This is a genomic window from Streptomyces sp. NPDC031100 (assembly GCF_055570785.1).
Window position 1 is genome coordinate 827981 of sequence record NZ_JBVIGN010000003.1, and the last position, 24588, is coordinate 852568.

Annotated in this window: 27 protein-coding genes; 7 read left to right on the forward strand and 20 right to left on the reverse strand. The window is 70.2% G+C overall.

The window, feature by feature from the left end; translation table 11 throughout:
* Positions 1 to 152 precede the first annotated feature (152 nt).
* Positions 153 to 503 carry an ArsR/SmtB family transcription factor gene (locus ACZ5DS_RS11655; RefSeq protein WP_367326406.1) on the reverse strand — a complete coding sequence of 117 codons (351 nt, stop codon included), beginning with the start codon at positions 501 to 503 and terminating at the stop codon, positions 153 to 155.
* Positions 504 to 716: 213 nt separating this feature from the next.
* On the opposite strand from ACZ5DS_RS11655, the gene ACZ5DS_RS11660 reads away from it, so the two are divergent.
* The gene (locus tag ACZ5DS_RS11660; protein ID WP_468236280.1) at positions 717 to 902 is read left to right on the forward strand and encodes a hypothetical protein; all 186 of its coding nucleotides are present in this window, start codon (positions 717 to 719) and stop codon (positions 900 to 902) included.
* A gap of 34 nt (positions 903 to 936) precedes the next feature.
* Here the strand turns inward: ACZ5DS_RS11660 and ACZ5DS_RS11665 are convergent, their stop codons facing one another.
* The 6 genes from ACZ5DS_RS11665 to ACZ5DS_RS11690 form a co-directional block, all read right to left on the reverse strand.
* Positions 937 to 1287: a zinc ribbon domain-containing protein YjdM gene (locus tag ACZ5DS_RS11665; protein ID WP_468236282.1), complete on the reverse strand. Its 351-nt coding sequence runs from the start codon at positions 1285 to 1287 to the stop codon at positions 937 to 939.
* Positions 1288 to 1351: 64 nt separating this feature from the next.
* The gene (locus ACZ5DS_RS11670; protein ID WP_468236284.1) at positions 1352 to 1747 is read right to left on the reverse strand and encodes an STAS domain-containing protein; all 396 of its coding nucleotides are present in this window, start codon (positions 1745 to 1747) and stop codon (positions 1352 to 1354) included.
* A gap of 49 nt (positions 1748 to 1796) precedes the next feature.
* Positions 1797 to 2222 (reverse strand): ATP-binding protein, encoded by a 426-nt coding sequence (locus ACZ5DS_RS11675; RefSeq protein WP_468236287.1) that lies wholly within the window; start codon positions 2220 to 2222, stop codon positions 1797 to 1799.
* Positions 2222 to 2632 (reverse strand): pyridoxamine 5'-phosphate oxidase family protein, encoded by a 411-nt coding sequence (locus ACZ5DS_RS11680; protein WP_468236289.1) that lies wholly within the window; start codon positions 2630 to 2632, stop codon positions 2222 to 2224. The genes ACZ5DS_RS11675 and ACZ5DS_RS11680 overlap by 1 nt, the downstream gene beginning before the upstream one ends.
* The gene (locus ACZ5DS_RS11685; protein ID WP_468236292.1) at positions 2629 to 4365 is read right to left on the reverse strand and encodes a SulP family inorganic anion transporter; all 1737 of its coding nucleotides are present in this window, start codon (positions 4363 to 4365) and stop codon (positions 2629 to 2631) included. The genes ACZ5DS_RS11680 and ACZ5DS_RS11685 overlap by 4 nt, the downstream gene beginning before the upstream one ends.
* Entirely contained in the window at positions 4362 to 4703 is a 342-nt protein-coding gene (locus ACZ5DS_RS11690) for an ArsR/SmtB family transcription factor (protein WP_468236295.1), read from the reverse strand. Before ACZ5DS_RS11690 ends, ACZ5DS_RS11685 begins: the two co-directional genes overlap by 4 nt.
* A 741-nt stretch (positions 4704 to 5444) precedes the next feature.
* Here ACZ5DS_RS11690 and ACZ5DS_RS11695 point away from each other — a divergent pair.
* Together ACZ5DS_RS11695 and acs are read left to right on the forward strand one after the other, a co-directional pair.
* Entirely contained in the window at positions 5445 to 5738 is a 294-nt protein-coding gene (locus ACZ5DS_RS11695) for a hypothetical protein (RefSeq protein WP_468236297.1), read from the forward strand.
* Positions 5739 to 5773: 35 nt separating this feature from the next.
* Positions 5774 to 7864 carry an acetate--CoA ligase gene (gene acs / locus ACZ5DS_RS11700; RefSeq protein WP_468236300.1) on the forward strand — a complete coding sequence of 697 codons (2091 nt, stop codon included), beginning with the start codon at positions 5774 to 5776 and terminating at the stop codon, positions 7862 to 7864.
* A 70-nt stretch (positions 7865 to 7934) separates the two neighbouring features.
* Here acs and ACZ5DS_RS11705 read toward each other — a convergent pair whose 3' ends face one another.
* Positions 7935 to 8057: a hypothetical protein gene (locus ACZ5DS_RS11705; RefSeq protein ID WP_468236303.1), complete on the reverse strand. Its 123-nt coding sequence runs from the start codon at positions 8055 to 8057 to the stop codon at positions 7935 to 7937.
* Positions 8058 to 8313: 256 nt separating this feature from the next.
* Complete coding sequence (locus tag ACZ5DS_RS11710; protein ID WP_468236306.1) at positions 8314 to 8667, reverse strand: hypothetical protein; 354 nt, start codon at positions 8665 to 8667, stop codon at positions 8314 to 8316.
* Between the two features lie 110 nt (positions 8668 to 8777).
* On the opposite strand from ACZ5DS_RS11710, the gene ACZ5DS_RS11715 reads away from it, so the two are divergent.
* On the forward strand, positions 8778 to 9338 hold the full coding sequence (locus tag ACZ5DS_RS11715) for a Chromate resistance protein ChrB (RefSeq protein ID WP_468236309.1): 561 nt from the start codon (positions 8778 to 8780) through the stop codon (positions 9336 to 9338).
* Between the two features lie 17 nt (positions 9339 to 9355).
* Here the strand turns inward: ACZ5DS_RS11715 and ACZ5DS_RS11720 are convergent, their stop codons facing one another.
* Genes ACZ5DS_RS11720 through ACZ5DS_RS11735 form a run of 4 tightly spaced genes read right to left on the reverse strand, consistent with a single transcriptional unit; the run spans position 9356 to position 15180 of the window.
* Positions 9356 to 10660 (reverse strand): MFS transporter, encoded by a 1305-nt coding sequence (locus ACZ5DS_RS11720; protein ID WP_468236311.1) that lies wholly within the window; start codon positions 10658 to 10660, stop codon positions 9356 to 9358.
* A complete protein-coding gene (locus ACZ5DS_RS11725; RefSeq protein WP_468236314.1) occupies positions 10657 to 11871 on the reverse strand; it encodes a type III PLP-dependent enzyme in 1215 nt (404 codons plus the stop codon). The genes ACZ5DS_RS11720 and ACZ5DS_RS11725 overlap by 4 nt, the downstream gene beginning before the upstream one ends.
* The gene (locus ACZ5DS_RS11730; RefSeq protein ID WP_468236316.1) at positions 11868 to 13568 is read right to left on the reverse strand and encodes an IucA/IucC family protein; all 1701 of its coding nucleotides are present in this window, start codon (positions 13566 to 13568) and stop codon (positions 11868 to 11870) included. The genes ACZ5DS_RS11725 and ACZ5DS_RS11730 overlap by 4 nt, the downstream gene beginning before the upstream one ends.
* A gap of 37 nt (positions 13569 to 13605) precedes the next feature.
* Positions 13606 to 15180, reverse strand: a complete 1575-nt coding sequence (locus ACZ5DS_RS11735) for an IucA/IucC family protein (protein ID WP_468236319.1) — start codon at positions 15178 to 15180, stop codon at positions 13606 to 13608.
* A 406-nt stretch (positions 15181 to 15586) separates the two neighbouring features.
* Between ACZ5DS_RS11735 and ACZ5DS_RS11740 the strand changes: the two genes are divergently transcribed.
* A complete protein-coding gene (locus tag ACZ5DS_RS11740) occupies positions 15587 to 16348 on the forward strand; it encodes a response regulator transcription factor (protein WP_468236322.1) in 762 nt (253 codons plus the stop codon).
* On the forward strand, positions 16345 to 17850 hold the full coding sequence (locus ACZ5DS_RS11745) for a sensor histidine kinase (RefSeq protein WP_468236325.1): 1506 nt from the start codon (positions 16345 to 16347) through the stop codon (positions 17848 to 17850). Before ACZ5DS_RS11740 ends, ACZ5DS_RS11745 begins: the two co-directional genes overlap by 4 nt.
* 304 nt (positions 17851 to 18154) lie before the next feature.
* Here ACZ5DS_RS11745 and ACZ5DS_RS11750 read toward each other — a convergent pair whose 3' ends face one another.
* Positions 18155 to 19105 carry a M56 family metallopeptidase gene (locus ACZ5DS_RS11750; RefSeq protein WP_468236328.1) on the reverse strand — a complete coding sequence of 317 codons (951 nt, stop codon included), beginning with the start codon at positions 19103 to 19105 and terminating at the stop codon, positions 18155 to 18157.
* An 11-nt stretch (positions 19106 to 19116) separates the two neighbouring features.
* Complete coding sequence (locus ACZ5DS_RS11755) at positions 19117 to 19500, reverse strand: BlaI/MecI/CopY family transcriptional regulator (RefSeq protein WP_468236331.1); 384 nt, start codon at positions 19498 to 19500, stop codon at positions 19117 to 19119.
* Positions 19501 to 19625: 125 nt separating this feature from the next.
* Here ACZ5DS_RS11755 and ACZ5DS_RS11760 point away from each other — a divergent pair, with 125 nt between their 5' ends.
* Complete coding sequence (locus ACZ5DS_RS11760; protein WP_468236333.1) at positions 19626 to 20462, forward strand: undecaprenyl-diphosphate phosphatase; 837 nt, start codon at positions 19626 to 19628, stop codon at positions 20460 to 20462.
* Positions 20463 to 20545: 83 nt separating this feature from the next.
* On the opposite strand, the gene ACZ5DS_RS11765 is transcribed toward ACZ5DS_RS11760, so the two are convergent.
* From ACZ5DS_RS11765 to ACZ5DS_RS11785, 5 genes are all read right to left on the reverse strand, one after another.
* The gene (locus ACZ5DS_RS11765) at positions 20546 to 20968 is read right to left on the reverse strand and encodes a YkvA family protein (protein WP_468236336.1); all 423 of its coding nucleotides are present in this window, start codon (positions 20966 to 20968) and stop codon (positions 20546 to 20548) included.
* Between the two features lie 189 nt (positions 20969 to 21157).
* A complete protein-coding gene (locus ACZ5DS_RS11770; RefSeq protein WP_468236338.1) occupies positions 21158 to 22564 on the reverse strand; it encodes a sensor histidine kinase in 1407 nt (468 codons plus the stop codon).
* Complete coding sequence (locus tag ACZ5DS_RS11775) at positions 22561 to 23286, reverse strand: response regulator transcription factor (protein ID WP_468236441.1); 726 nt, start codon at positions 23284 to 23286, stop codon at positions 22561 to 22563. The genes ACZ5DS_RS11770 and ACZ5DS_RS11775 overlap by 4 nt, the downstream gene beginning before the upstream one ends.
* 179 nt (positions 23287 to 23465) lie before the next feature.
* Entirely contained in the window at positions 23466 to 24065 is a 600-nt protein-coding gene (locus ACZ5DS_RS11780) for a hypothetical protein (RefSeq protein WP_468236340.1), read from the reverse strand.
* Between the two features lie 35 nt (positions 24066 to 24100).
* Entirely contained in the window at positions 24101 to 24517 is a 417-nt protein-coding gene (locus ACZ5DS_RS11785; RefSeq protein WP_468236343.1) for a PepSY domain-containing protein, read from the reverse strand.
* Positions 24518 to 24588: the final 71 nt, after the last annotated feature.

Consider the following 24588-nt stretch of genomic DNA (forward strand, 5'->3'; position numbering starts at 1 on the left):
TTTCTTGCGTTTTGCCAATTTTTGTGAGGCTTTGCCGGTTAAGGAATGCCTCGGTCCTGTCGGGACCAGCTCCACGGGGTGAAGGCGACCGCCTCCCGCACCACAGAGCGCTGTCCAACTCTCGGGAGGCGGCCGCCGATCGAGGGCCGTCGCTACGACGGCGGCTTTCCCTCCCCCTGGGCGGCCTGCAGGTCTGCCAGCAGCTCGGCCTGCCCGGCCAGTACGCCGGAGAGGATGGTGCGGGCAACCCGGAGGAGTTCGGCCACGTGCGGGCTCGTCAGCGAGTAGTACACGGTCGAGCCCTCCTTGCGGGTCACCACCAGGTTCGCCCGGCGCAGCACCGCCAACTGCTGGGACAGGTGTGCGGGCTCGATGCCCACCTCGGGCAGCATCTCGGCGACCGCGTGCTCACGCTCGCTCAGCAGCTCCAGGACCCGGATGCGGGCGGGATGGCCGAGGGTCTTGAAGAACTCGGCCTTCAGTTGGTACAGCGGCGTACTCATCGTGCCGTCCCCTCTCCGACACACCAGCACGGCTCCACCGGCCGGACGTCGGTGCATCGCATCCACCCACTTATCAAGAACATGCGGCCCATCCTCGCGTGGGACATCGGCAGGACCGAACCCGCGCCGAGAAGCTGAACCTCCGAACCCAGCGGTGACGACATCAGTAATTGCTAAGATTAGCAATTCCATACGTCCTGTGAGGGAGGCTCGGTGAGAATCACCCCGCTCCGCGGTCTGAGCGTCGCCTGGTTCAAGTGCCCGGCCTGCCGCCTGAAGTGCCGCCCCACCGCCGTCGGCCCGGACGGCGTCTGTCCGCGCTGCGGCAACGCCCGCATGCTCAGGCTGTCCTTCGGCGGGCGTCCCGGTCAGCCGACTCAGGGCGCCGACCGCGGCTGACCGGTGGTGCCACCGGCCCGGTGAGACAGTCGGTTCAGACCTTCTTGACCACGCTGGACTTCAGCTGCATGGCGCCGAACCCGTCGATCTTGCAGTCGATGTCGTGGCCGTCCACCCCGTCGACGAGGCGGATGCCCCGCACCTTGGTGCCCGCCTTGATCCCGGTCGGGCTGCCCTTGACCTTGAGGGTCTTGACCACCGTCACGGTGTCGCCGTCGGCGAGCACATTGCCGACCGCGTCCTTGATGACCTTGTCCCCGCCCGCGTCGGCTGCTGAGTCGGACGGCGACCACTCATGGCCGCATTCCGGGCAGACGAGGAGCGCGCCCATCTCGTACGTGTACGCGCTGGAGCATGCGGGGCAAGGGGGAAGGGTTTCACTCATGGGACCAGTGTCTTTCTCTCAGTGAGCTCTCAGTGAGCCGATACGTATGTCGTGCGGGTGGGTGTCACGCGGGCCAGCCGTCCGTGCGCCACTCCTGCTGCCCCTCCTCCAGGGCCGACGGCCCCCTGCCATGGGCCGCGAGGGCGGCTGTCAGGTTGCAGTGGACGGGGATGTCCGGGCAGTCGCCGGCAGGGACGAGGGAGCCGTCGGCGGGGATAGCGGCCAGCTCCAGGCTCCTGCCCGCTTCGGCGAGGCGGCGCGCCGCCTCGGTGATCGCCAGCTGGCCCTCGGCCGACCAGCTGCGCAGCCCGGTCAGGTCGAGGACGACCGGTCCGGTGCCGCGGGCAACAACCCAGCCGATCGCTCCGCCGAAACGGCGGACCGCGTCCGGGCCGAGGTAACCGGCGACCGAGAGGATGCCGAGGTCCTGCTCGATGGTGTAGCGCCAGTCAATGGTCATGAAAGTGAACTTCCTTGTGCGGGGTGCCTGTTGGAGGTCTGCTCTCCGGTCAGAGAGGAAGGGTGATCCAGATGCTCTTGCCCTTGCCGTCGGCATCACCCCGGACTACGGCGGTGCCGCCCAGGCCGAGGGTGAGCTCCATGACGGTGCCGAGACCACCGGCTCCCGTTCCGGTGACCGGCGCGTACAGCGACGGCTGGAAGGGATGCCGGTCGTGAACGGCGAAGGCCAGGCAGTCCGCGCCGGCCGCATAGAACACCATGACCTGCGGAGAGAGCACGGCGGCATGCCGGACGCTGTTGGTGACCAGTTCACTGAGGATCAGCAGAGCCGGGTCCACCGTGGGGTGGCGCAGACCGATCCCCCACTCGATCAGTGTCTGTTCGGCGGTCTGACGGGCCACGCGGACCGCCGCCGGCTCGCACGGCAGGGTGAGCACATGCCGGTGGGGCAGCGCCTCCAGCCTCGTGGACATCAGCCCCCCGTCCCGCGGGCGAGTCGGAAGCCGGTGACCGTCTGGGGGTGGATGCGCAGGATCGTGTCATGCGGACCGTGCGTCCAGCCGAAGAGGGTACGACGGTAGTGCGCGGCCTCGTCCGGGTCGGTGATCACATCGACGGGGCCGGCCGCGGTCACCGTCCACCCGGTGCCGGTCGCGGCGCGGACCTCGTCCACGTGGTACGTCGCCGTCGTCGGCACCGCGGCTGCCTGCACCGGGGCACGCACGATCAGACGGCCGTACTCCCACACATGCCGGGCGGGCCGTACGACGGCCACCTCCCGCTGGACGAACACCAGCCGGCCCAGGCTGCCGCCCTCCAGCAGCCACAGCGCCTCCGCGCCGGAGACCTCGATCATGCGCAGGGGGGCGGGAGTGGTGCTCATCGGGCGGGTTCCTTGCTGACGTCTGTCGTCTTGGGGCTCGTTTTCTGCGCGGGGACGGCGGACAGGACGCCGACCGTCTCCAGGTGGTCGCGGGCGCCCTGGATCGCCTCGGGGGTGGTGGCGTACTCCCGGCCGTCCAGGCGAAGGAGGTCGAGTGCGCCCACCGAGTCGAGAACCTGGCGCTGGCCGGGGCATATCCCGGAGGTCATGACGACGATGCCGCGCCGGTTCAGCTTCTGCACCGCGTCCTTGAGGACAAGGGCGCCGGTGGCGTCCATGGTCGACACCCTCGACATGCGCAGGATGACCACGCGGACGTCGGCGACCTCGGTCAGCTCCAGCAGGAAGCGGTGGGCGGCGGCGAAGAACAGCGGGCCGTCGATGCGATACGCGACGATGTGCTCGGCGAGCAGCGCGTGCTCCTCAGCACTGTGGTCGCCGTGGTCGAGGGGCACCTGGTCGAAGCGGGCCTGCTTGGCCACGGCACGCAGGGCGAGGGCACCCGCCACGATCAGGCCGATGATCACCGCGTACACCAGGTCCAGGGCCAAGGTCGCGGCCGCGGTCAGGACGAGGATCAGCGCGTCCGAGCGGGTGGCCTTGGCCATGGCTCGCAGCGAGCCGACCTCGACCATGCGGATCGCGGTGGCCAGCAGCACGCCCGCCAGGGCGGCGAGCGGGATCTTCGACACCAGGGGCGCCGCCGCGAACACGATCACGGCGAGGACCGCGGCGTGGGTGAGGGCGGCCAAGCGGGAGCTTGCGCCGGTGCGGACGTTGACCGCGGTGCGGGCTATCGCTCCGGTGGCCGGGACGCCGCCGAACAGCGGGGCAGCGATGTTGGCCAGGCCCTGGCCGAACAGCTCCCGGTCCGGGTCGTGCTTCTGCCCGACCGTCATGCCGTCCGCCACCGACGCCGACAGCAGGGACTCCAGGGCGGCGAGTGCCGCCACGGCCACCGCCGGGGCGAGCAAGGTACCCAGCGAGCCGAGGTCGAGGAACGACAGCGAGGGGACGGGTAGTCCGGCGGGGAGGTCGCCGATCGGCTTGGCCGCGTCCAGGTCTGCGACCTGCGCGACGATCGTCGCGGCGATCACGGCGAGGATGGAGAGGGGGATCGTCGGCCTCCACCGCGCGCCGGCCAGCATGACCGCGGCCACTGCCACGGCGAACCCGACGGCGGTCCAGTTCGGGGCCTCGGCGAACTCCTCGACCGCCCGCCAGGTGACAACGAGGACGCGGTCGCCGTCGGGTTTGGGCACGCCGAGCGCGTTCGGAACCTGCTGGAGCCCGATGACGCAGGCGATGCCGAGGGTGAAGCCCTCGACGACCGGGGCGGGCACGTATTGCATGTACTTCCCGGCCCGCAGCGCGGCCAGCGCGACGAGCATGAGGCCGGCCATCAGCCCGACGGTCAGCACGCCGGTCGGCCCGTACCGGCCGACGATCGGGACGAGCACCACCGTCATGGCGCCGGTCGGCCCGGACACCTGGAGATTCGAACCGCCGAACACCGCAGCCAGCGCACCCGCGACGACGGCGGTCGCCAGGCCCGCCTCGGCGCCGAGGCCGGAGGAGACTCCGAAGCCGAGAGCGAGGGGAAGCGCGACGATCGCGACGGTCAGGCCGGCCAGCAGATCCCGCCGGGGGTCGCGCCGCAACTCCGCGAGGTCACTGGGACCGGGCAGGAGGGAGGTGATCCGGGTCCAGGCCCGGCCGAGGAGGGTGCTCATCGCGTGGCGACCTCGGCTTCCCGCAGCTCGGCCAGCAGTTCGTTCTGCCCGGCGAGCATCTCGGTGAGGATCCGGCGCGCGGCTTTCATCAGGTCGGCAACATCCCCGCCCGCGAGTTCGTAGACGACCGCCTGGCCCTCGCGCGTCGAGGTGACGATCCCGGAGCGACGCAGCACCGCAAGCTGCTGCGACAGGCTGGAGGGCTCCACTTCGATCGCGGCGAGCAGCTCCCGTACGGGCTTGGGCCCGTCCTGCAGCAGCTCCAGCACCCGTATCCGTACGGGATGCCCCAGCATCCGGAAGAACTCGGCCTTGGCCTGGTACAGCGGAACGGACACGACCCCTCGGCTTCCCCTACGAAGAAGACCCTGCCCTCGCGGGGCAGACACAGCAGACGACAGACACGAATGTGCTGCGCCCGCGGCTACCGGATCAGGACGGACGGGCGCAGCCATCACAGCATCTAACCAATTGCAAAATTTCGCAATTCAGATATCCGTTGTGTGGCAATCAGCACGCGTGTACCTTGGCGCCCGACCAGGCCGCAGTCACGGCCGGCAGGTCAGCCGGTGGCGGGGGCAGGCGGCGGCGCGGGTGAGCAGAGCGCGGACCTGGCATTGCGCCTGCCGGGGGTGGAACACCTGGGCGGCGAAGGCAAGGCCGTCAGACCTGCCGGCGGCCCCGGCTCCGTCCGGGGACAGGTGCCGCCGTACATGAAGGGCACCCCTCGAAGGCATCCCAGTCACGTCACCCCACGACTGGGCGGACCGCAATCGGTAAGACCTGTAAGACCTCACGCCTCCGGGCGACCGCCAAGGGCTCGGGCGGAGGGAGATGACGTACTCCGCCCGAGCCGTTCGCTGTGCCCGAAACCGCTTACGGTCGGTCACAGCAGACCACCCCTGGGTGGTCCGTACCCTGCCCAGTCAAGCCGACCGCACCCCGCCCCTGCTAAGGCCGTTCGGCCTCCTGGAGCCACGGCGATGGCCAGAGCCTTGACAGGTACGTGCTCCGAGCGTGTGGTGGGAGCAGGGCCTGATGCTCGTGGCACGGCGGCGAGGACCAGGGTGGCGATGGTGATGACGCGGCAGTACGTGGCCGGGGAGTTGTCCCAGCTGATCGCCGAGCTCGGGACGGCGGCCCAGGCCGAGGAGACGGACGTCGCCCGCGAGCTGCGGGGGCTGCGCCGGCAGGCGGAGACGCTACCCCTCGACTCCCTGGGAGCGATCGCCACGCGGGCGCTAGCGGCCGGGGACGAGCTGTGCTGGCTGTCCCTGTCCCAGGGGGACGTGGCCGGGTTCCAGTGCCAGGCTGGGATTGTCGGCCGACTGTACGAGTTCGGTGTCTGTGCCGGGCTGGTATACGAGGCGTGACCCCGCCGAAGGCCCGGAACCGGGAGGTTGGGCAGATGAGTACCGAATCCCAGATCGCCGTCCACTGGCGCGAGGAGGAGTACTACCAGCCCCCGGCAGCCTTCATCGGCCAGGCGAACGCCACCGACCCGGCCCTCCTCGAACAGTTCGGTGAAGAGAACTTCCCGGACTGCTACCGCGCCTACGCAGACCTGCTGACCTGGGACACGTACTGGCACACCACACTGGACACCAGCACGCCGCCCTTCTGGAAATGGTTCGCAGGCGGTCGGCTGAACGCCTGCTACAACTGCGTCGACCGGCACCTGGCAGCCAGCCGGAACAAGGCGGCCTTCATCTGGGTCCCCGAACCGGAGGACGAGCCCACCCGCGCCATCACCTACCAGGAGCTGTACGTCCAGGTCAACGAGGTGGCCGCGCTGCTGCGCGAGCTGGGCCTGAAGACCGGCGACCGGGTCACCCTGCACCTGCCGATGGTGCCCGAGCTGCCGGTGTGCATGCTTGCCTGCGCCCGCCTCGGCATCGTGCATTCGCAGGTCTTCGGCGGGTTCTCGGGCACGGCGTGCGGGGACCGGATCGCCGACTCGGGCAGCCGGATCCTGATCACCATGGACGGCTACCACCGAGCCGGAAAGATCTCCGACCACAAGACGAAAGCCGACGAGGCCGTGGCAGCCGCCGCCAAGCTCGGCCAGCAGGTCGACAAGGTGCTGGTGTGGCGCCGCTACCCGGACCGCTACCTCTCCGACAGCGCGATGGTCGACTGCCGCGACGTCTTCGTCGACGAGTTCCTGCCCCGCCACCGCGGACAGCGCGTCGAGCCGCTGTCGATGCCCGCCGAGGCACCACTGTTCCTGATGTACTCCAGCGGCACCACCGGCCGGCCCAAGGGCTGCCAGCACTCCACCGGTGGCTACCTCGCCTACGTGGCCGGCACCTCGAAGTACTACCAGGACATCCACCCCACCGACACCTACTGGTGCGCCGCCGACATCGGCTGGATCACCGGCCACTCCTACATCGTCTACGGCCCCCTCGCCCTCGGTGCCACCAGCGTGCTGTACGAAGGCGTCCCCACCTATCCGGACGCGGGCCGCTGCTGGCGCATCGCCGAACGGCTCGGCGTGAACATCTTCCACACCGCGCCGACCACCATCCGCATGCTGCGCAAGCTGGGCCCGGACGAACCGGCCAAGTACACCTACCACTTCAAGCACATGACCACGGTCGGCGAGCCGATCGAACCCGAGGTGTGGCGCTGGTACCACGACGTGGTCGGCAAGGGCGAAGCGGTCGTGGTCGACACCTGGTGGATGACCGAGACCGGCGGCTTCCTCGGCTCGACCCTGCCCGCGCTGCAGCCGATGAAGCCGGGCAGCTGCGGCCCGGGGGTGCTGGGCATCTATCCGGTCATCTACGACGACGAGGGCAACACCGTCGAGGCGGGCAGCGGCCGCGCCGGCAACGTCTGCATCCGCAACCCCTGGCCCGGAGTACTGCAGACCATCTGGGGCCAGCCGGACCGCTTCGTGCAGCTGTACTACGGCCGCTACTGCCGTGACGAGAAGAGTACCGACTGGCACGACTGGCCGTTCCTGTGCGGCGACGGCGCCGTCCAGGCCGCCGACGGCTACCTGCGCATCCTCGGCCGCATCGACGACGTGATCAACGTGGCCGGGCACCGGCTGGGCACCAAGGAACTGGAGTCCGCCGCGCTGACCGTGGCGGAGGTGGCCGAGGCGGCGGCGGTGCCGGTGATCGACGAGCTGCGAGGCCGGGTGGTGGAGATGTACGTCGCCCTCAACCCCGGCCAGGAACCGAGCCAAGAGATCGAGGACAAGGTCACCCACGCCATCGATGAGCAGATCGGCAAGATCGCCCGCCCCCACCGGGTGTGGATCGTTCCCGACATGCCCAAGACCCGCTCCGGCAAGATCATGCGCCGGGTCATCGCGGCCGTGTCCAACTTCGCCGACGTCGGAGATGTCACCACCCTGGCCAACCCCGAGATCGTCGAGAACATCCGGCACCGGGTGCAGAGCGCCAAGCTGTCCGCCGGGGACGTACCGCGCGACCTCAGCGAACAGGAGGCCGCCGAGATCCGCGCCTTCGGCGACGCAGGCTGAGCTCGCATCTGTGGGCTGTGCTGCACGCGGGCTACACGGCGCCGTGCCTGTCGTACGGTCCACCACCGCGTCAGTCGATCAGCTCCGGGTCGCCGACGGCCGTATCGGAGTTGGGCAGGCCCGCTTGGTGGAGGAATTCGAGCACATCGAAAAGGTTGTGGGCGCTGCCCATGCGCTCGCCCCGGATCGTCACCCGCCGTCCACCGTCCTGGGCAGGCGAAGCACGACCACCGGAGGGTGCCCATCCTCGGAGTCGGGGTTGCCGGGCACCCATTTCACATCTGACAACTAGTCAGAACGTGCGTCAAACATGCGTCACGAGTACTTCGCGTGCGTCAAACGTGCGTCAAGATATCGCCCGTAACGCCCACAGCGCATTCCACCTAAAACAGCAGGTCAGGACCCCTTTCCGGCAGGCTCAAGGATCGCCACGCACTCCACATGATGCGTCATCGGAAACACGTCGACTTCGAGGGGCAACCTGATACGGCCGGCGTCAGGCCCAGCACGCAGGCCGCCCACAGCACGCCGACCACGCCCAGCAGTGGCACGGACACCACCGTCAGGGCGTATCCGGCGATCGCCAGGCCCCAGAAGCGGCGGGTCCGGTCGGCCAGCGGCCCGGACACCAGGCGCAGGCCGAGTGCCGCCGCCTCACCGGCGCCGGTGACCACCCCGACGACCAGGGCGGAGGCACCCAGCGAGGCCACTAGAGGGCCGGTGACCGAGCGAGCGCCCTCGTACACGAAGTCCGCGAGCAGACTGACCGTGCCGAACCACACCACGAACCGCCACGGCCCCATCACACCCGACCGTACGGACCGTGGCTCCGTCCCCGCTGCTCCCACGCCCACCACACCTCCGCGAATGCCACGCCGAAGCATGCCGCACGCGCAGCCGTTACGGTCGCGCTGTGGTGAACGAAGTGGATACACGGTGGCTGCTGGTGTCGGTGACGACGGCCGGGGCGGCATCGTCCTTGCGGATGCAGGTATGGCGGAAGCTGAAGGGGCTGGGGGCGCTGTATCTGCAGCAGTCCGTGTGTCTGTTGCCCGACCGGCCTGCCGTGGCCGCTGCCCTGGACGAACTGCGGGAACGCGTACACACGGACCGTGGGCGGATGCGGGTCGTGCACGTCGAGGTCGGCGACGAGGGCGAGCGCAGGGAGTTCGCCGAGGAGATGACCGCTGCCGTCGACGAGGAGTACGCCGAGGTGCTCGAGCGGCTTCCGTCGTTCTTCGCCGAGCTGGAGATGGAGTCCGGGCGCGGCCGGGCTGTCTTCGCGGAGGTGGAGGAGTCCGAAGCCGACCTGGAGCGGTTCCGTTCCTGGGTGGCGAAGATCGCAGCCCGGGACTACTTCGGCGCCCCGCTGGGCGAGCAGGTGCGCGCCGAACTGGAACGGGCTGCTGCGACGCTGGCCGCGTTCGAGTCGGCAGCGCTGGAGGGCGAGGGCGCGGACGGCTACAAGGCATAGCTGCCGCCACGGATGCGTCAGCGGTCGGTCGGCCGGTCCCCTGTGAACTGGGCTGACGTGAGGGGTGAGCTGGTTACGGAGGCCGCTCCCGTGATGCCGATGCGCCGTTGGATTCGGCCTGTGTTCAAGGCGGAGAGTGCAAGCGCGGAGAACGCCGAGATGACTCCGCCCAGGATCAGGGTGGAGCGGGCGCCAAGGGCGTCCGACACCAGGCCGACCAGCGGGGCACCGACGGGGGTGCCGCCGAGGAGGACGAGGAAGTAGACGGACATGACGCGGCCCCGCAGGTGTGGGGCGGCATGGAGCTGGGTCAGGGCGTTGGCGGTGGTGGTCACGATCACTGCGGCGAAGCCGGTGGGGATCAGCAGGGCCAGGAATGAGCCGTAGCCCGGCATCAGGCCCTGTGCGGCTTCCAGTGCGCCGAAGACGATCGTGGTGGAGATCAGGCGGCGTGCGGTGGGGGGCTTACCGCAGTTCGCTCCGTAGATCGCGCCGATGAGGCTGCCCAGGGCGTAGGCGGCGGAGAGGCAGCCGAAGGCGGCGGCGCCCGTGTGGAAGGCCGTGATGGCGACGAGCGAGATGGTGACCTGGAAGTTGAGGCCGAAGGTGCCGACGAAGGCGATGAGGCTGATCGGCAGGAGCAGTTCCGGGGTGGAGGCGATGTGGCGGAAGGCGTCGCGCAGTCGGGTACGGCCGGGTCGGGGTCGGCCTGGGTCTGGCTGGTCGTCCATCCGGATGGTGACCAGCCCGTAGAGGACGGCCAGGTACGAGGCCGCGTTCACGAGGAACACGGGGCCCGTACCGAAGGCGGCGACCGTCAGGCCGGCGAGGGCGGGGCCGATGGTGCGGGCGACATTGAACTGGGCGGAGTTCAGGCTGACCGCAGTGGCCACACGCTCCCGGTCCACCAGTTCGGAGATGTAGGCGTTGCGGGCCGGGCTGTCCACGGCGGTGGCGGTGCCGAGGGCGAAGGCCAGCGCGTAGACGGACAGCAGGTTCACCGCCCCGGTGACGGTCAGCAGTCCGAGCAGGAGTGACTGCACTCCCATGGCTGTCTGGGTCAGGAGCAGGATCCGCCGCTTGGGGTACCGGTCGGCCAGTACGCCTCCGGTCAGGCCGAACAGGGTCTGCGGCAGGAACTGCAGTGCGGTCACGACGCCGACCGCGCTGCCGCTGTTGCCGGTGATGTGGAGGACGAGCAGGTCCTGGGCGGCGCGCTGCATCCAGGTACCGATGTTGGAGGCCAGCTGACCGAGCAGGTAGCGGCGGAAGTTCCGGACGGTGAGCACGGCCGTCACCGGCATGCGGGAGCCCACGCTCATGACATCTGACAGGCGAACGTGTCGCCGGTGGCGGACACCTCGACATCCTCGACGTGATGGAAGGTCGGGTGGGGGTGCATGAGGAAGGCGTGGTGCGAGATGTTCCAGGCGTAGGCGCCGGCCATGGCGAAGGCGACGCGGTCGCCGACGCGCAGCCGCTCGACCATGATCCCGCGTGCCAGGACGTCCTTTGGCGTGCAGAGCTGGCCGACCAGTGTCACTGGCTCGTCGCGGGCCTCTGGGCGGTTCCAGGGGCGGATCCAGGTGTCGTCGGGGATCACTTCGAAGGGCTGGTCGTGCTGCTTCGCTGCCGGGGTGCGGAGGTGGTGGGTACCTCCGCACAGCACGGCGAACGCCTGCCCGCGGCTGAACTTGATGTCCAGGACCTGGGTGACGTACCAGCCGCAGTAGGCGGTGACCGAGCGGCCGGGTTCGATCCGCAGCGTGAGATGGGGGTGGCGGGCCAGGAGAGGGCGGAGTCCGGCGCCGAAGGCGGACCAGTCGTACAGCTCGTGCGGGTGCGTGTAGTCGACGCCCATTCCGCCCCCGACGTTGACCTCGGCCAGGTCCACGCGGCGTTCGTGAGCCCAGTCTTCGGCCCAGGTCAGAACCTTGCCGACAAGGGCCAGTTGGGGCTGAGCCCGGAGTCCGCTGGCCAGGTGGAAGTGCAGGCCGCGCAGTCGGATGCGTGGGTGGGAGGCGATCAGCTCCAGGCAGCGGTCCAGCTGCGCGGGATCCATGCCGAAGGGGCTGGGGTGTCCGCCCATGGCGAGGGCGACCTGGCCGAGGTCTACGGGCAGGTTGACGCGGAGCAGGACGTCGGCGCTCCGTTCGCCTAGTAGCGCGGTGAGGAGGCGTAGTTCGTGTTCGCTCTCGACGTGCAGGCGCTCCGCGCCGGCGTCCAGCGCGCAGGCCAGCTCCGTCGCTGTCTTGCCAGGGCCTCCGAAGGCGATCGGCACCTCGGGGGCGAGCCCGCGGACGTGGCTCAGTTCACCGCCGGATGCCACCTCGAAGCCGTCGACGTGCCGGGCCAGGGTCCGCAGGATTCGGGGATCGGAGTTGGCCTTGGCTGCGTACAGCAGCTCGACGCGGTCCGGCAGTGCGGCGCGGATGGCGTGTACGTGCTCGCGCAGGTCCGGGAGGTCGTAGACGTAGGCGGGCAGGTCGTCATCGGACAGCCGGCCGACATGGCCGAGCAGTGCGGGCCTCACCTGATCACCTCGCGGGGGAAGTCGGCGCCGAGCGGGCTGGTCAGGGGGACGTACGTGGCGTGCCGGTCGGCCTTGCGGGACCAGCGCAGCAGGAGGTTGGCCTTCGCGGGCAGCGGTACGCCGGACAGCAGGGCGCGCAGGCGTGGCGGTTCGGCGGCGGTGCGGGCAAAGCCGGCGAGGTGATCGCGGACCAGACCCCAAAGGGCGGGTTCCAGCGTCGGGTCGAGGTCGGCCAGGGCGCCGAGCACTTCGGCGGTGTGGTTGACCAGGAGGCAGTACGCGACCCGGTTCCAACCGCGTTCGGGATCGTAGGTGAGGGGACCTCGGACGTCGTCCGGGAGGTCGCTGAGGGTGTGCTGGTGATGCGCGGGGAGGAGCTTGGTGCCTTCCAGGTCGCGGAAGAGCATCTGCGCCGGGGTGCCGTCGGCGTTGACACCGACGACGACGTTCTGCAGGTGGGGTTCCAGGACGATGCCGTGTTCGAAGTAGGCGGCCAGCACCGGTGGCAGCAGCAGTCGCAGGTACGCGTCCCACCAGGCCAGCACGTCCCCGTCGCCGCGGGCCAGCAGGTGGGAGACGTGGGCGGTACTGGTGGGGTGCTCGTCCGCCACTGCGGCGGCGAGCAGGGGTGTGACCCCGGGACGAAGGTGGTGGCGCAGGCCGGAGCGGACGATGACGCCGAGGCTCTCCAGGAGGGCGGTGTCTCCGGCGGTGTCGAGTGTGCGGTAGCCGGGCTCGGCCAGGAGCGTGCATCCCGGGAAGCGGCCGGCGAGGTCGGCGAAGAGGGGCTGGAGCAGCCGGTTGAGGGCGACGGCGCCGGGCAGTTCGTAACTGGCGTGCTTGCGGACGCAGTTGGTGAGGCGGACGTTCAGGCTGAACTTCAGGAAGGTGTCGCTGTCGGGGTGGTACAGCGTGCGCACCGATGCGGTTGGCACCAACTCCGCCCCACTCATGCCGATGTCGACGACATCGCCGGCCGAGATCGTCTCGCGCAGCCGTTCGTGATTCTGTAGCAGCCGGTACTGCCAGGGGTGCACCGGCAGTATCGCGAATTCCGGGTCGGTCGTCGGGTGCAGTGCGTCCATCTCGTGCAGTTCGCCTTCCTCGCGTACGAGATGGCGGCGCACGGACAGGTAGCGCAGGCGGAAGCGCGCGCCGGTCTCCGGGCCGTACGCCAGCCAGTCGGCCGGGTCGCCGGTGCGGGCCTTGGGAGTGGGGTGGAAGCGGTGGCCGTAGACCAGGGACTGTTCCGACGCCACGTACGGGTCCGCATGCGGCGTCGCGCCGGCTCGCTCTTCGAGTGCGGTGCGGATCGTCTCCCGGCTGTCCGCCACTTGGCTCAGGAACTCTTCGTTGGCGAGGCCCGTGCGCAGTTCCAGTTCGTCGTGGATGTAACCGGCCAGCTCCCGCCAACTCACCGTGATCCAGGCGTCGTTGTCGAGCCGCTGCACCGGGCCCTGGAAGCGGTGCGCTCCGATCAGCGAGACCCGGCGCAGCCTGGAACGCAGGAGCAGGCCCCGGCGGGGCAGTCGTAGCAGGAGGTGGTCGTCGTCGACGGTCACCTGGTGCTCGGGGGCGGACACTTCGCGGATGAGGCAGTTGAGGAGGGTGTGGGTGGTGACGGCGTCGGCTGTGCGCATCGGTTCGCCGGCCGGTCCGGCGACGAGGCTGGTATGGGGGGCAGTGCCGGTGGTCATATGGTCACTCCAGTGGGACGACGATTCGTGTCGGATTTCAACGGCACAAGGCCAGCGGGTTGGGCATAGGCGTCCACTGCGCCTTGCCCGGGTTCTCGGCCAGGCGCATGGCGATGGTCGCCTTCAGCGGCATCGTGTCGCCGAAGAACGCCGCCGCGTCGCCCTGGTCCGGCAGGTCGGCGTACACCCGGCGGCCCACCTCGGCCACCGCACCCCACAGCGCCCGAGGATCAGCCGCCTGCGTCCGGCTGAGGACGTCGACCAGCTCGCTGAAGACTCCGCTGATCAGGCCGCCGAACAGTTTGGTGTGCAGTGCGTCCACGTCGTCTCCCGCGCGGGTGCCGAGCAGCGGTGGCAGCGCGAAGCCGCACTGAGCCAGGCGCCGTGGGCTGACGCGTACGCCGTCCAGGTCCCGGTACAGCACCCGCACCGGCCGCCCGTCCCGCAGGACGACGAGGGTGTTCTGGCCGTGTGCCTCCAGGGCGACCCCCATGGACAGCAGGGTCAGCGCGGGCGGCAGCACGAGCTCGGCGAGGTCCGCCAGCCAGCGCACCGGATCCCCCGCCACCAGGGTGGCTCCGGTCGCGTGGACGGCGGTGAGCGGAACCGCGATCTCCCCGGCGTCGAGGTGGCACTCGGTCGACTCCCGGATCATCGCCGCGAGGCTCACGGAGGGCTGCCCGTCCACGCACACCGCACCGCCGCCCAGCTCCCGCAGGATCCGCAGGCTGCCGCCGTACCCGGCCTTGTCGACGACGGCCGAGACCAGGTCGGACAGCGGGGGCCCGTCGGCGACCTCGGCCGGGGAGATGGTGCGCCGGTAGTTGGTGACCTGGACGTCGAGGGCAGTCTTGATGTGGCAGCCCGGCAGGACGTCCAGCGGGGCCAGGGTGCGCAGGGAGAGCAGCGGTCGGGCCGGGATCGTCTCCTCCACGACGACCAGGTCGGGGTGGTGCGCGAGCACGTGGTCCCGCTGCCAGGGATGCAACGGGACCAGAACTGCGTCACCGTCCCGCAGGGGCTGCGGCCAGGCGCCGGCTCCCTGCCAGCGGTCGGTCGGGACACGGAGCAGCGCCAGCTGGACGACCGGGTGGTGCTCGGGGGCGTAGGCGAGCACGTCGGCGATCGACATGCCTGTACGGGTGCGGCAGCAGGGGTGCTGTGGATGGCCGTCGACCACCGCCTGCTCGGCGTCCGCCGAGTCGTTCAGCGGGGCCGCACGGCCTGCGTTCGCGGCCCTGGCCAGGGCCAGGTTGACCACGCTGTTGTCCAGCTCGGCCGCCAAGCGTTCCGCCGCGGGGGTGCGCAGGCCGAGCTGTGCCAAGAGCTGTGCCGGACCGCTGATCGGCCCCTCCGGCCCCGACACGGTGAAGTCCTCGGGCACCTCGGCGAACGGCCGCGCACACGACTCGGCCGCCGAGAGCGAGCCGCCCCGCTGCAGATCGACCACCAGGGCATCGGACTCCCTACGGTGCCGGGTCACGCCGGGCAGGGGTTCTCGTACAAGGGCGCCCCACAGTCGGGCCAGTACGGTGGCGCGTGCTCCCGGGAGCGCGGCCGTGAAGGGCTCCACCAGGTCCGGGCTCGTGCGGCGTAGTTCATCAATGGGCATGGGGCATCCCAGGTGCTTGTGGGGGCGCTTGGCGCGCGGTGCTCCGGTGGCACCGGCCGTGCAATCGACGCTACGGGAAAACGATCAAGCGGATTGCCAGAGCACATACAGCGGGGATCGCCGAATTCCTCCGATGAAGCGTTTTTCCTTCCTCATCCACGGCCGCATCCGCCGGGAAGGCTTTCGTGCATGCGGCCTGACCTTAAATCAGTTTTCGGCTGTCACCTTGGGGGATCGGGACGACGTCCGCGGCCTTAACTCTCGGCTTACTCCACGCTGTCAATCTCCTGGATGTCGACCTCGCGCCGTGCTTCCGCGGTTACGCCGACCGTGGAGGATCACCGGCTCGGGGGAGGTTTCGGCGTTTGCCCCAGACTTTCCGGCCGAGGTCTGTGAGCCTTTCGGCATGCGTGTCTTGCTGATCGAGGACGACGACCGGGTGGCTGGACCGTTGATGGAAGGACTGCGTCGTTTCGGATTCACCGTCGAACACGCCGGAAACGGTGCCGACGGCCTCGCCGCGCCGGAGGCGGCGATGGTGCTGCTGGACCTGGGACTGCCCGACATGGACGGCATCGACGTCTGCCGTGCCCTCCGAGCCCGCTCATCCGTGCCGATCATCATGATCACCGCCAGGGACGACGAGGTCGACCGTGTGCTCGGTCTCGAACTGGGTGCGGACGACTACGTCTCCAAGCCTTTCGGCGTGCGGGAGCTCGTCGCCCGGATCCGTGCCGTCACCCGCCGCGCCCGCCCGGCAATGCCGGAGACGTGCCGTGAGCAGACGGGCTCGTCGGATGACCCGGCACAACCCGGGACGCCCGACGTCCAGCGGATCGGCCTGCTGACCATCGACCGTCGCACTCGGCAGGTACATCTGCACCAGACGCCCATCGCCCTTGCGCCCAAGGAGTTCGACCTGCTGGTCTGCCTCGCCGAAGACCCTGGAGCCGTCTGCTCCCGCCGGCAGATTCTCGACACGGCATGGGAACCGAACTACTTCGGCCCCACCAAGACCCTTGACGTCCACATCGCCGCGCTGCGCCGCAAACTCGGTGACTCCTCCTGGATCGAGAACATCCGCGGAATCGGCTTCCGCCTCGTCCCCCCGGCACCCGTCGACGCCGCATCCGCAGCCGTGCCGGCGGGCGGCGGAGGAGCCCGGTGACGCGTCGCCTGCTGCTCAGCCATCTGAGCCTCATGCTGTTCGTCCTGCTCGCGCTCGAAGTGCCGTTCGGCATTTTCTACTCCCACAGCGAGCTGTCCCGCTTCTCCCATGCGGCGCAGCAGGGGGCGATGACGCTCGCCGAGGTCTGCGAGGACAAAATGGAGCATGGCCGTGTGGCCGACCTGCCCGAACTGGCCCACGCGTACGGGCAGCGCACCGGCAGCCGCGTACTCGTCGCCGGCCACAACGGCACCGTTCTCACCGACACCGCTGCGCGTGCCCTGGTCGGCAAGGACCTGTCCGCCGCGGCGGACATCTCCACCGCGCTGCGCGACCACCCCGCCGTGGGCACCCGAAGCGACCCGTCCACCGGCGCCGAAGCTCTGTTCGTCACCGTGCCGGGCGGCTCCAACGCCACCGTCGCCTGTGTGGTGCGAACGGTGTATACGCTGGGCCCGCTCAAGGCGAAGGTCCACGCAACCTGGCTGGCCCTCGCCACCGTCGGGCTCGGGGTCCTGGCCGCCGTCTCCCTGATCGGCTTCGTACTCGCCCGCTCGATCACCCGTCCCCTCCAGGCCCTGGAACGCGCCACCGCACAACTCGCCGAAGGCCGGATCACCGACCCACCGGCCACCGATCACGGACCGCCGGAACTGCGTCGGCTCGCCGCGTCGTTCACGAGGACCGCGACCCGGCTGCAACACCTGCTCCAGGCCCAGCAGGCGTTCGCGTCCGAGGTGTCGCACCAGCTGAAGACCCCGCTGACCTCACTCCGCCTGCGCCTGGAGAACTTCGAGCCGCACCTCGCCCCCTGCGCCCAGGACAGCCTGGACAAGGCACTCGGGGAAATGGAGCGGCTCAGTCGTATGGTGCAGGGGCTGCTCGCGCTCGCCAGGCTGGAGAACTCCGCGATCAGGCCGGAGACGGTAGATCTCAACGCCGTCGTCGCCGATCGCGCGGCCATCTGGGCAGCCTTCGCCGACGACCAGCAGGTCGACATCATTGTCTCCGGCGCCGCGGCCGTCAGAGTGTGGGCGGTGCCGGACGCGTTGGAGCAGATCATCGACAACCTCCTCTCCAACGCGCTGCGCGTGTCCCCACCGGGAACCGCCGTCACGCTGGCATCCGTCGTCGGCCCAAGAGAAGGAAGCCGCACCCCGCCCATGGCCGAGCTGCATGTGATCGACCAAGGACCCGGCATGTCCGAGGCGGATCGGCAGCGAGCCTTCGCCCGGTTCTGGCGGGCCCCTGATGCCGACCACGACGGCACGGGCCTCGGCCTGCCGATGGTCCGGCAGCTCACCCGCGCCAGCGGTGGCGAGGTCACCCTGGAGGCAGCCCCCGGCGGTGGGCTCGACGCCGTCGTCCGCCTCCTGTGCGCCGAGAGCCGCACTCACCGGGAAGGCCCGGGCACCTCTGCGGACGTCGACTGTGCAGACCGCCCCCGTCGCCGCACCACCCACAGCAGCGTCGCATCAGGACGCGGATCTTCCTCGGTCTGATCCTGGCGATCGCAGACCGCACAGGGGCCCGGGTGGTACGTCGGCCGATCAGCGAGCTGACGCTCACGCAGGCGCTGCGGCTACGGCTTCGCGCAGTCCCGGCCGAGACTCCCCTGGGTGTCCGCTCGGGCTCCGCCACGGTACGGACTCAAGGGCGGGCACGATCGGCCGAGGACGGCAAGACCGTCGACCGTGCGGTGCGCAGAGCACTGGACATCCGCGGCCCACCCCGCGCCGAACGCAGATGAAGGACCGCCTCGCAAGGCGCATTTCGCTGGTAGCCCAGCACCGGCTCAGACTGTGTTCAGTCGGTGAGAACCCCGATGTGTTCCAGAAGGCGGTGCAGGTCGTGGGCCGCTTCGGCCGAGGACCAAGCGGCGATGACGAGGACGAGGCCGGTGACGAGGGCAGGCAGCGTCCGGCGATCAGAGGGCGGCGCGAGGAGGGCAGCCACACGGCGAGGCACCGGTCCGGCGCGGCGCAGCGGGTCGCGCTGCCTTCCCAGCAGCCCGAGTGCGCCGGCCGGCAGCCGGCCCGGAGCGTGGGAGTGCCGGGTGGCAAGGGCTGCCTTGCCGACGGCGCGGGCGACGCGCGCCCGGTCGCCGGTGGCAGTGGCGGCGTGCTCGTCGGCCCAGCGTTCGAGGGTGTAGGTGACGGCCCGGGCGAGCGGGCGCAGCAGCGGGTTGGCGGCGGCACCCAGCTGCGTTAGGGCGACGAACAGATAGTGGTGACCGGCGAGATGGGCACGCTCGTGGGCCAGCAGGATCTCGTGGTCGGTACGGTCCAGGGTCTGGAGCATGCCGGTGGAGACGACGATGCGGCCGGGCAGCCCCGGGAGGGCGAACGCGTCGGGCGCCGGGTCATCGATGACCACGGTCCCGTCGCGTGTGGGCATGCAGGCCGCGTCCAGGGCGGCGCCGGCCAGCGCGCGCACGCGTCGTACGAACAGCCGCAGCGCGGCGATCACCGCGACCGCGAGCAGGGCCGCAGCGACGACCGCGACCGGCAGCCGGGCGGGGGCGTTCTGCTCGGCCAGGGCGAGCGGCCAGTGCCCGAGGAACGCCAGCACTGGTATGCGGATCAACCCGGTGGCGGCGAGCAGGCCGAGTGAGACAGTGCTCGTGCCGCCCAGTACGAGGGCGGAGGCGGCCAACAGCCAGCTTGCCAGCCGCGGTTCACAGTGCTCGGACAGCATCCGCGCACCGGGGACCGCGAGGAGGGACAGCAGCAGGGGCAGATAGACGGCCAGATGCATCGAACCCGGCCCTACCGTTCCGGCCCTTGGTCGAGCAGCTGGCGCAGCAGCTCCTCGTCGGAGCTGGACAGGCCGTCGACGAACCTGGACAGCACCGTCTCCCGGTCGCGGCCGCGTTCGTCCAGCACGCCCTGCATGCGGCGGGCGGCCAGGCCGGCCTCGTCGGTGACGGGCTCGTAGACGTACGCGCGGCCACGGCGGACGCGGCTGAGCACCCGCTTGTCGTGCAACCGGTTCAGCACGGTGATCACCGTGCTGTACGTGAGGTCGCCGTTCAGCTGCTCCATGACCTCGCCGACGCTCAGCGCGGCACCGGCCTGCTGCAGCACGGCGAGGATCTCCGCCTCCAGCTGCCCGTTGGGGCGGCGGCCGGGCGGCCCGAAATCGGCGGCCATGGTTTGCGTTCCCCTCGGTCCGTCTTTTACAGTCGCGTAAAACTTTTACAGCCGCGTAAAAGCGACTGCTACGAGTGTGCCATGCGAGGCCGCCCCCGGCCCCCCTCTCCCCCGAAGTGGATTCCATGAGCGCGATCAGTGTCGGTCAGGCCGTCGTCCTCGGAGTAGTCGAGGGGGTGACCGAGTTCCTCCCCGTGTCCTCCACCGGCCACCTCAAGATCACCGAGGGGCTCATGGACATCCCGGTCGACGACAAGTCCGTCGTCGGGTTCTCCGCCGTCATCCAGGTCGGCGCCATCGCCGCCGTGCTCGTGTACTTCTTCAAGGACATCAAGCGGATCGTCTCCGCCTGGTTCCGCGGCCTCACCAAGCCCGAGGAGCGCTACCACCACGACTACAAGTTCGCCTGGTGGGTGATCGCCGCGACCATCCCGATCGTCCTGGTGGGCCTGGCCGCCAAGCCGCTGATCGAAGGCCCGCTCGCCTCGCTCTGGGTGGTCGCCGGCTCCCTGATCGGCGGCTCCGTCGTGATGTGGGCGGCGGACCAGATGGGCCGGCACAAGCGCGGTGAGGACGACACCTCCTTCAAGGACGCGATGCTGGTCGGCTGCTCGCAGATCCTCGCCCTGCTCTTCCCCGGCTTCTCCCGCTCCGGCGCCACCATGTCCACCGCGCTCATCCTCGACCTGGACCGCGTCGCCGCCACCCGCCTCTCCTTCTTCCTCGGCATCCCGGCCCTGACCGGCGCCGGCATCTACGAGCTGAAGGACGCACTCGGCGCGGGCGTCGGCGCCGCCCCGCTGGCCGCCGGCACGATCGTGTCCTTCGTGGTCGCCTACGCCTCCATCGCCTGGCTGCTGAAGTTCGTCGCCAAGCACTCCTTCAACGCCTTCGTGATCTACCGCATCGTCATCGGCGTGGCCCTGCTCGGCCTGCTCAGCACGGGCGTGCTCTCCGCCTGACGCACCTTGCTCGGGGACTCACGGCCGCCGCTCTCACCAGTGGCGATGCGAGCGGCCCATCCCCGTGAGGGCTTCCTTGCCCTCTACTCCGGAGGTGTCGCGGCGGGCAGCCCTGCCAATCGACGTACGACGCCGAGTCCGTCGGGGGTGCCCGGCCAGTGCCGGTCGAGGGCGGCGGGGCCGGACTGCCGGATGACAGTCCGCAGTACGAGGGCGACGGCGATGGCGTCGTCCGCATAGCCGAGGACTGGAATGAAGTCAGGGACCAGGTCGATGGGCAGGGCCAGGTAGCCGGCCAGGATCCACAGCAGCCAGCGGGTGCGGCGCGGGAGGGTGTCGTCGCGGGCGAGCCGGGAGACGAGGCGCAGCAGGTCGGGCAGGAGGCGGATGGCCTCGGTGAGCAGATTGCCCTTGGGGCGGGCGATGGCAAGGCCGGCCAGCAGCACCAACCAGCACACCAGCAGGCCGACGGCGATCCCGATCAGGATCTGCCATACCTCGTTCATCGGACTTCACTCCCGCGTGCCGGTGCTTTGCTTCCGTGACTTCACGCCCCCGTGGCTTCATGTTACGGGTGTAACATCTCGCCTGGTTGCGGGGCCGCTCCCCCGTCGGCCCCGCAGCCTCTTCCGCCAGGCGACTCTGTCAGACCTCGCAGGCACCAGTGCATGTCAGCCGTCGCCGGGACGGCGGAATCACGACGCTGTCGCGGTTGCCTGCGTCGATCGGGGTGATCCGCATACGCCCCGCGACCGCCCACCGGCCACCGGGCGCAGCCGAACGGCGGCGTCCAGGCCGGTGCCTGGAGCCGGGTGCAGGGTGATGTCGCCGCCGGAGGCGTGGACGAGGTGGCGGACGATGGGCAGGCCGAGGCCGGTGCCGTCGTGGTGTGTGTCGGAGGCGCGCCAGAAGCGGTCGAATGCGCGGGCGCGGTCGGTCTCGGTCATGCCGGGGCCCTGGTCGACGACGTGGAGTTGGGCGCCGGGCGCTCGGTGGAGCGTAATGATGGTGCCGGTTGGGGAGACGCGCAGGGCGTTGGCCAGCAGGTTGTCGATGACCTGCTCCAGCGCCCCGGGGATCGCCCACACCCGGCCGGCAGGGCTGCCGGTGACGGCGAGGGTGACGTACTGTTCGGCGGCCAGCGGTTCCCACATCCCGATCCGGTCGGCGATGACGGCGTCGAGGTCGACCGGTTCCGGGGTGGTGGCGCTGTTTTCCAGGCGGGCCAGGGCGAGCAGGCCCTGCACCATGCGGCTGAGGCGTTCGACCTCGCCGACGGCCTCCTCCAGGCTGCCGTGAGCGCGGGGGTCGAGGTGGGGCTCGAAGTTCTCCAGGTGCAGGCGCAGTGCGGTCAGCGGGGTTTTCAGCTGGTGGGAGGCTTCGGAGGCGAACGCCTGTTGGGCCTTGAGGAGTTGTTGCAGGCGGGTCGCCGTGTGGGTGAAGGAGGCGGCGAGGCTGCGGAGTTCGGGCGGGCCGGTGGTGGTGTCCGGCGGGTTGGTGAGCCGGCCGTCGGCCAGCTGGGCGGTGGCGGCTTCCAGGGTGCGCAGGGGGCGGGTGATCCAGCGTGCGAGGGTGAAGGCGACCAGGGCGACGGCGGCCAGGATGCAGGATCCGGCCAGGGCGAGGGCGCCCCAGATGCCGTGCACGCGGGCGTTGACCTCGGCCATCGGGTAGGTCAGGCGCAGGGTGCCGCGGATCTTCGTGCCGGAGGAGCCCGGCATGGTGGCCGACAGCGCGTCGTCCTCGGTGGCCACGGTCGGCTGGTTGCGCAGGGCGCGGGCGATGTCCGGCTGGACGGCGATGTTGATGCCCGTACGGCCGGACGGGTCGGAGTCGGCCAGGACGATGCCCTGCTTGTCGGTGACGACGACGTGGCCGCCGGTGCGGGTGGCGTAGTCGCCGACTACGTCGGGCAGGGCGTCGAGGTTGCCCTTCTCGATGTTCTCCTCGGTGACCTCGGCGAGCATCGAGGCGTCGCGTTCGACGCTCTGGGAGGCGTGGGAGATCTCTCCGCGGGCGTAGATCCAGCCGAGCGGGATCTCCAGCCCGGCGAGCACGAGGATCGCCAGGCCGAGGTAGCTGAGCAGCAGGCGCCGGGTCATCCGGCCGCCCCGGACGCCGGGCCGTCGCCGGGAACGGTGAGACGGAAGCCGATACCGCGAGCCGTGGTGATCCAGGCCGGGTCTCCCAGCTTGCGGCGCAGCGCGGCGACGTGGGCGTCCAGGGTCTTGGTGGGGCCGAAGAAGTGCGGATCCCACACCGTGTCCATGATCTGCTGCCGGGAGTAGACGCTGCCGGGGTCCTCGGCGAGGTAGGCGAGCAGGTCGAACTCACGTGGTGTGAGGGGTATTTCACCACCGTCCAGGTGGACTTGGCGGGTACGGCGGTTGATCTCCAGGGGGCCGAGCCGCTGCGGTGCGGGGGCCTCGGGCGCCGCCGGGTGCGTGGGCGCGGGGAAGTGCAGTGCGCCGCTGGTGCGGCGGATGACCGCGCGGATGCGCGCCACCAGCTCCCGTACACCGAAGGGCTTGGCGAGGTAGTCGTCGGCGCCCAGCTCAAGTCCGACGATGCGGTCGGCCTCCTCGCCCCGGGCGGTGATCATGATGATCGGTACGGCGGAACGGGCGCGCAGGCTGCGGCAGACGTCGAGGCCGTCCATGTCGGGCAGGCCGAGGTCGAGCAGCACCAGATCCGGGGAGCCGTCGGGCCCGGTGAGTCCGGCGGCGCCGGTGCGGACGTGGTCCACGGTGAAGCCGTAGCGTCCGAGTCCTTCGGTGAGGGGGCCGGCGATTCGGTCGTCGTCTTCGATGAGCAGGAGCCGCATGGCGACAGGCTCGCACAGCTGTGCCAGGGGAGTCGGTGTGTTCACGAGAAGCCGCCTGGAACCTGGGAGGCATACGGGACGGTGAGCAGGCGCGGGTTGCCGCCCGGCCGATCGGCGCGGCGGGAATGTGATCGGCCGGGCGGCGGGAGCGGGACGGTGACGACGCCGACCGTGGGGAGTCAGTCGTCGGCGTGATCTCCGTCCTCGCGTCCCTGTTCCTCCCCGTGGTTGTCGTCACCGCGGTCACCACTGACGGGCGGCAGGGCCGTCTGCGTCGGCGGAGCGGCCGAGTTCGGTCCGCCGCCGGGCGTTTCGGCCGGGGGCGTCGCGTCCGGCGGGAGGGGCTGTGAGCCGGGCGACTTGGGAGCGGAGACCTGGGCCGTGCTGCCGGGGCTCGGGTTGGAGGTGACCGTGTCGCTGACCGTGGACAGCGCCAGGCCGAAGCCGCCGAGGACGACGATCGCGGCCGCGGCGGTAAGGGCCGGGCGGTGGCGTGCCGCCGCTTGCCACCACCCGCTCTCGTCACGCGCCCGACTCCGCCGGCCTCCGCCCTCATCAGCCGCCGGCTCCGACTCCTCGGCCGTGGATTCGGCGAAGCCGGTGGAGGTGTCGTCCGAGGACCAGGCGTGGGAGGGAGAAGGCAAGGGGTAGTCGAAGGCATCCTCCGCGAAGCGGTACCCGTAGCCCCCCCGTGAGGGGTCGCAAACCGGAGGCCCCAGGGTCGCCGTCATCTCGGCATCCGGCAGTGACGCGGTGGCGGTCTCATCCTCGCTCGGCACCCGTATCTCCCTTCCAGCCGGCCGGCCCGCGACGGTCAACCGGCGTTCTCCTTCTCCTCGGTGCCTTCCTGCTTGGTGCCGGTGACCTTGAAGGACTTGTCCAGGTACACCTCGACCGAGGTGCCGTCCGCCTTCTTCACCTCCACCGCGTACATGCCGGCCTTCTCCGCGTCCTCCTCCGACTTGACCACCGTGCCCGGGTACGCGGCCAGCGCGGCGGCCTCGGCCTTCTGCTTGACGTCGCCGGCCAGCGGCGGTTCCTTCTTGTCGTCGGTGTCACCGGCGGCCTCGCCCGCCGCATCGGCACCTCCCGTGCCCTGTGCGGCCTGCTGGGTATCCGACTTCGAACTGCCGGAGCCGGAGTCGGAAGAACCGCCACCGCAGGCGGCGAGGGCGAACATCAGCGCGGCGGCGGGAGCGGCGAGGAAGGCACGACGGGGCAGGGCTCGCATGAACTCGTCTCCAGAATTCGGGGATTCGGTGATCCGCGAGCCGGACCACCGGGGGACGGCAACGACCCTAG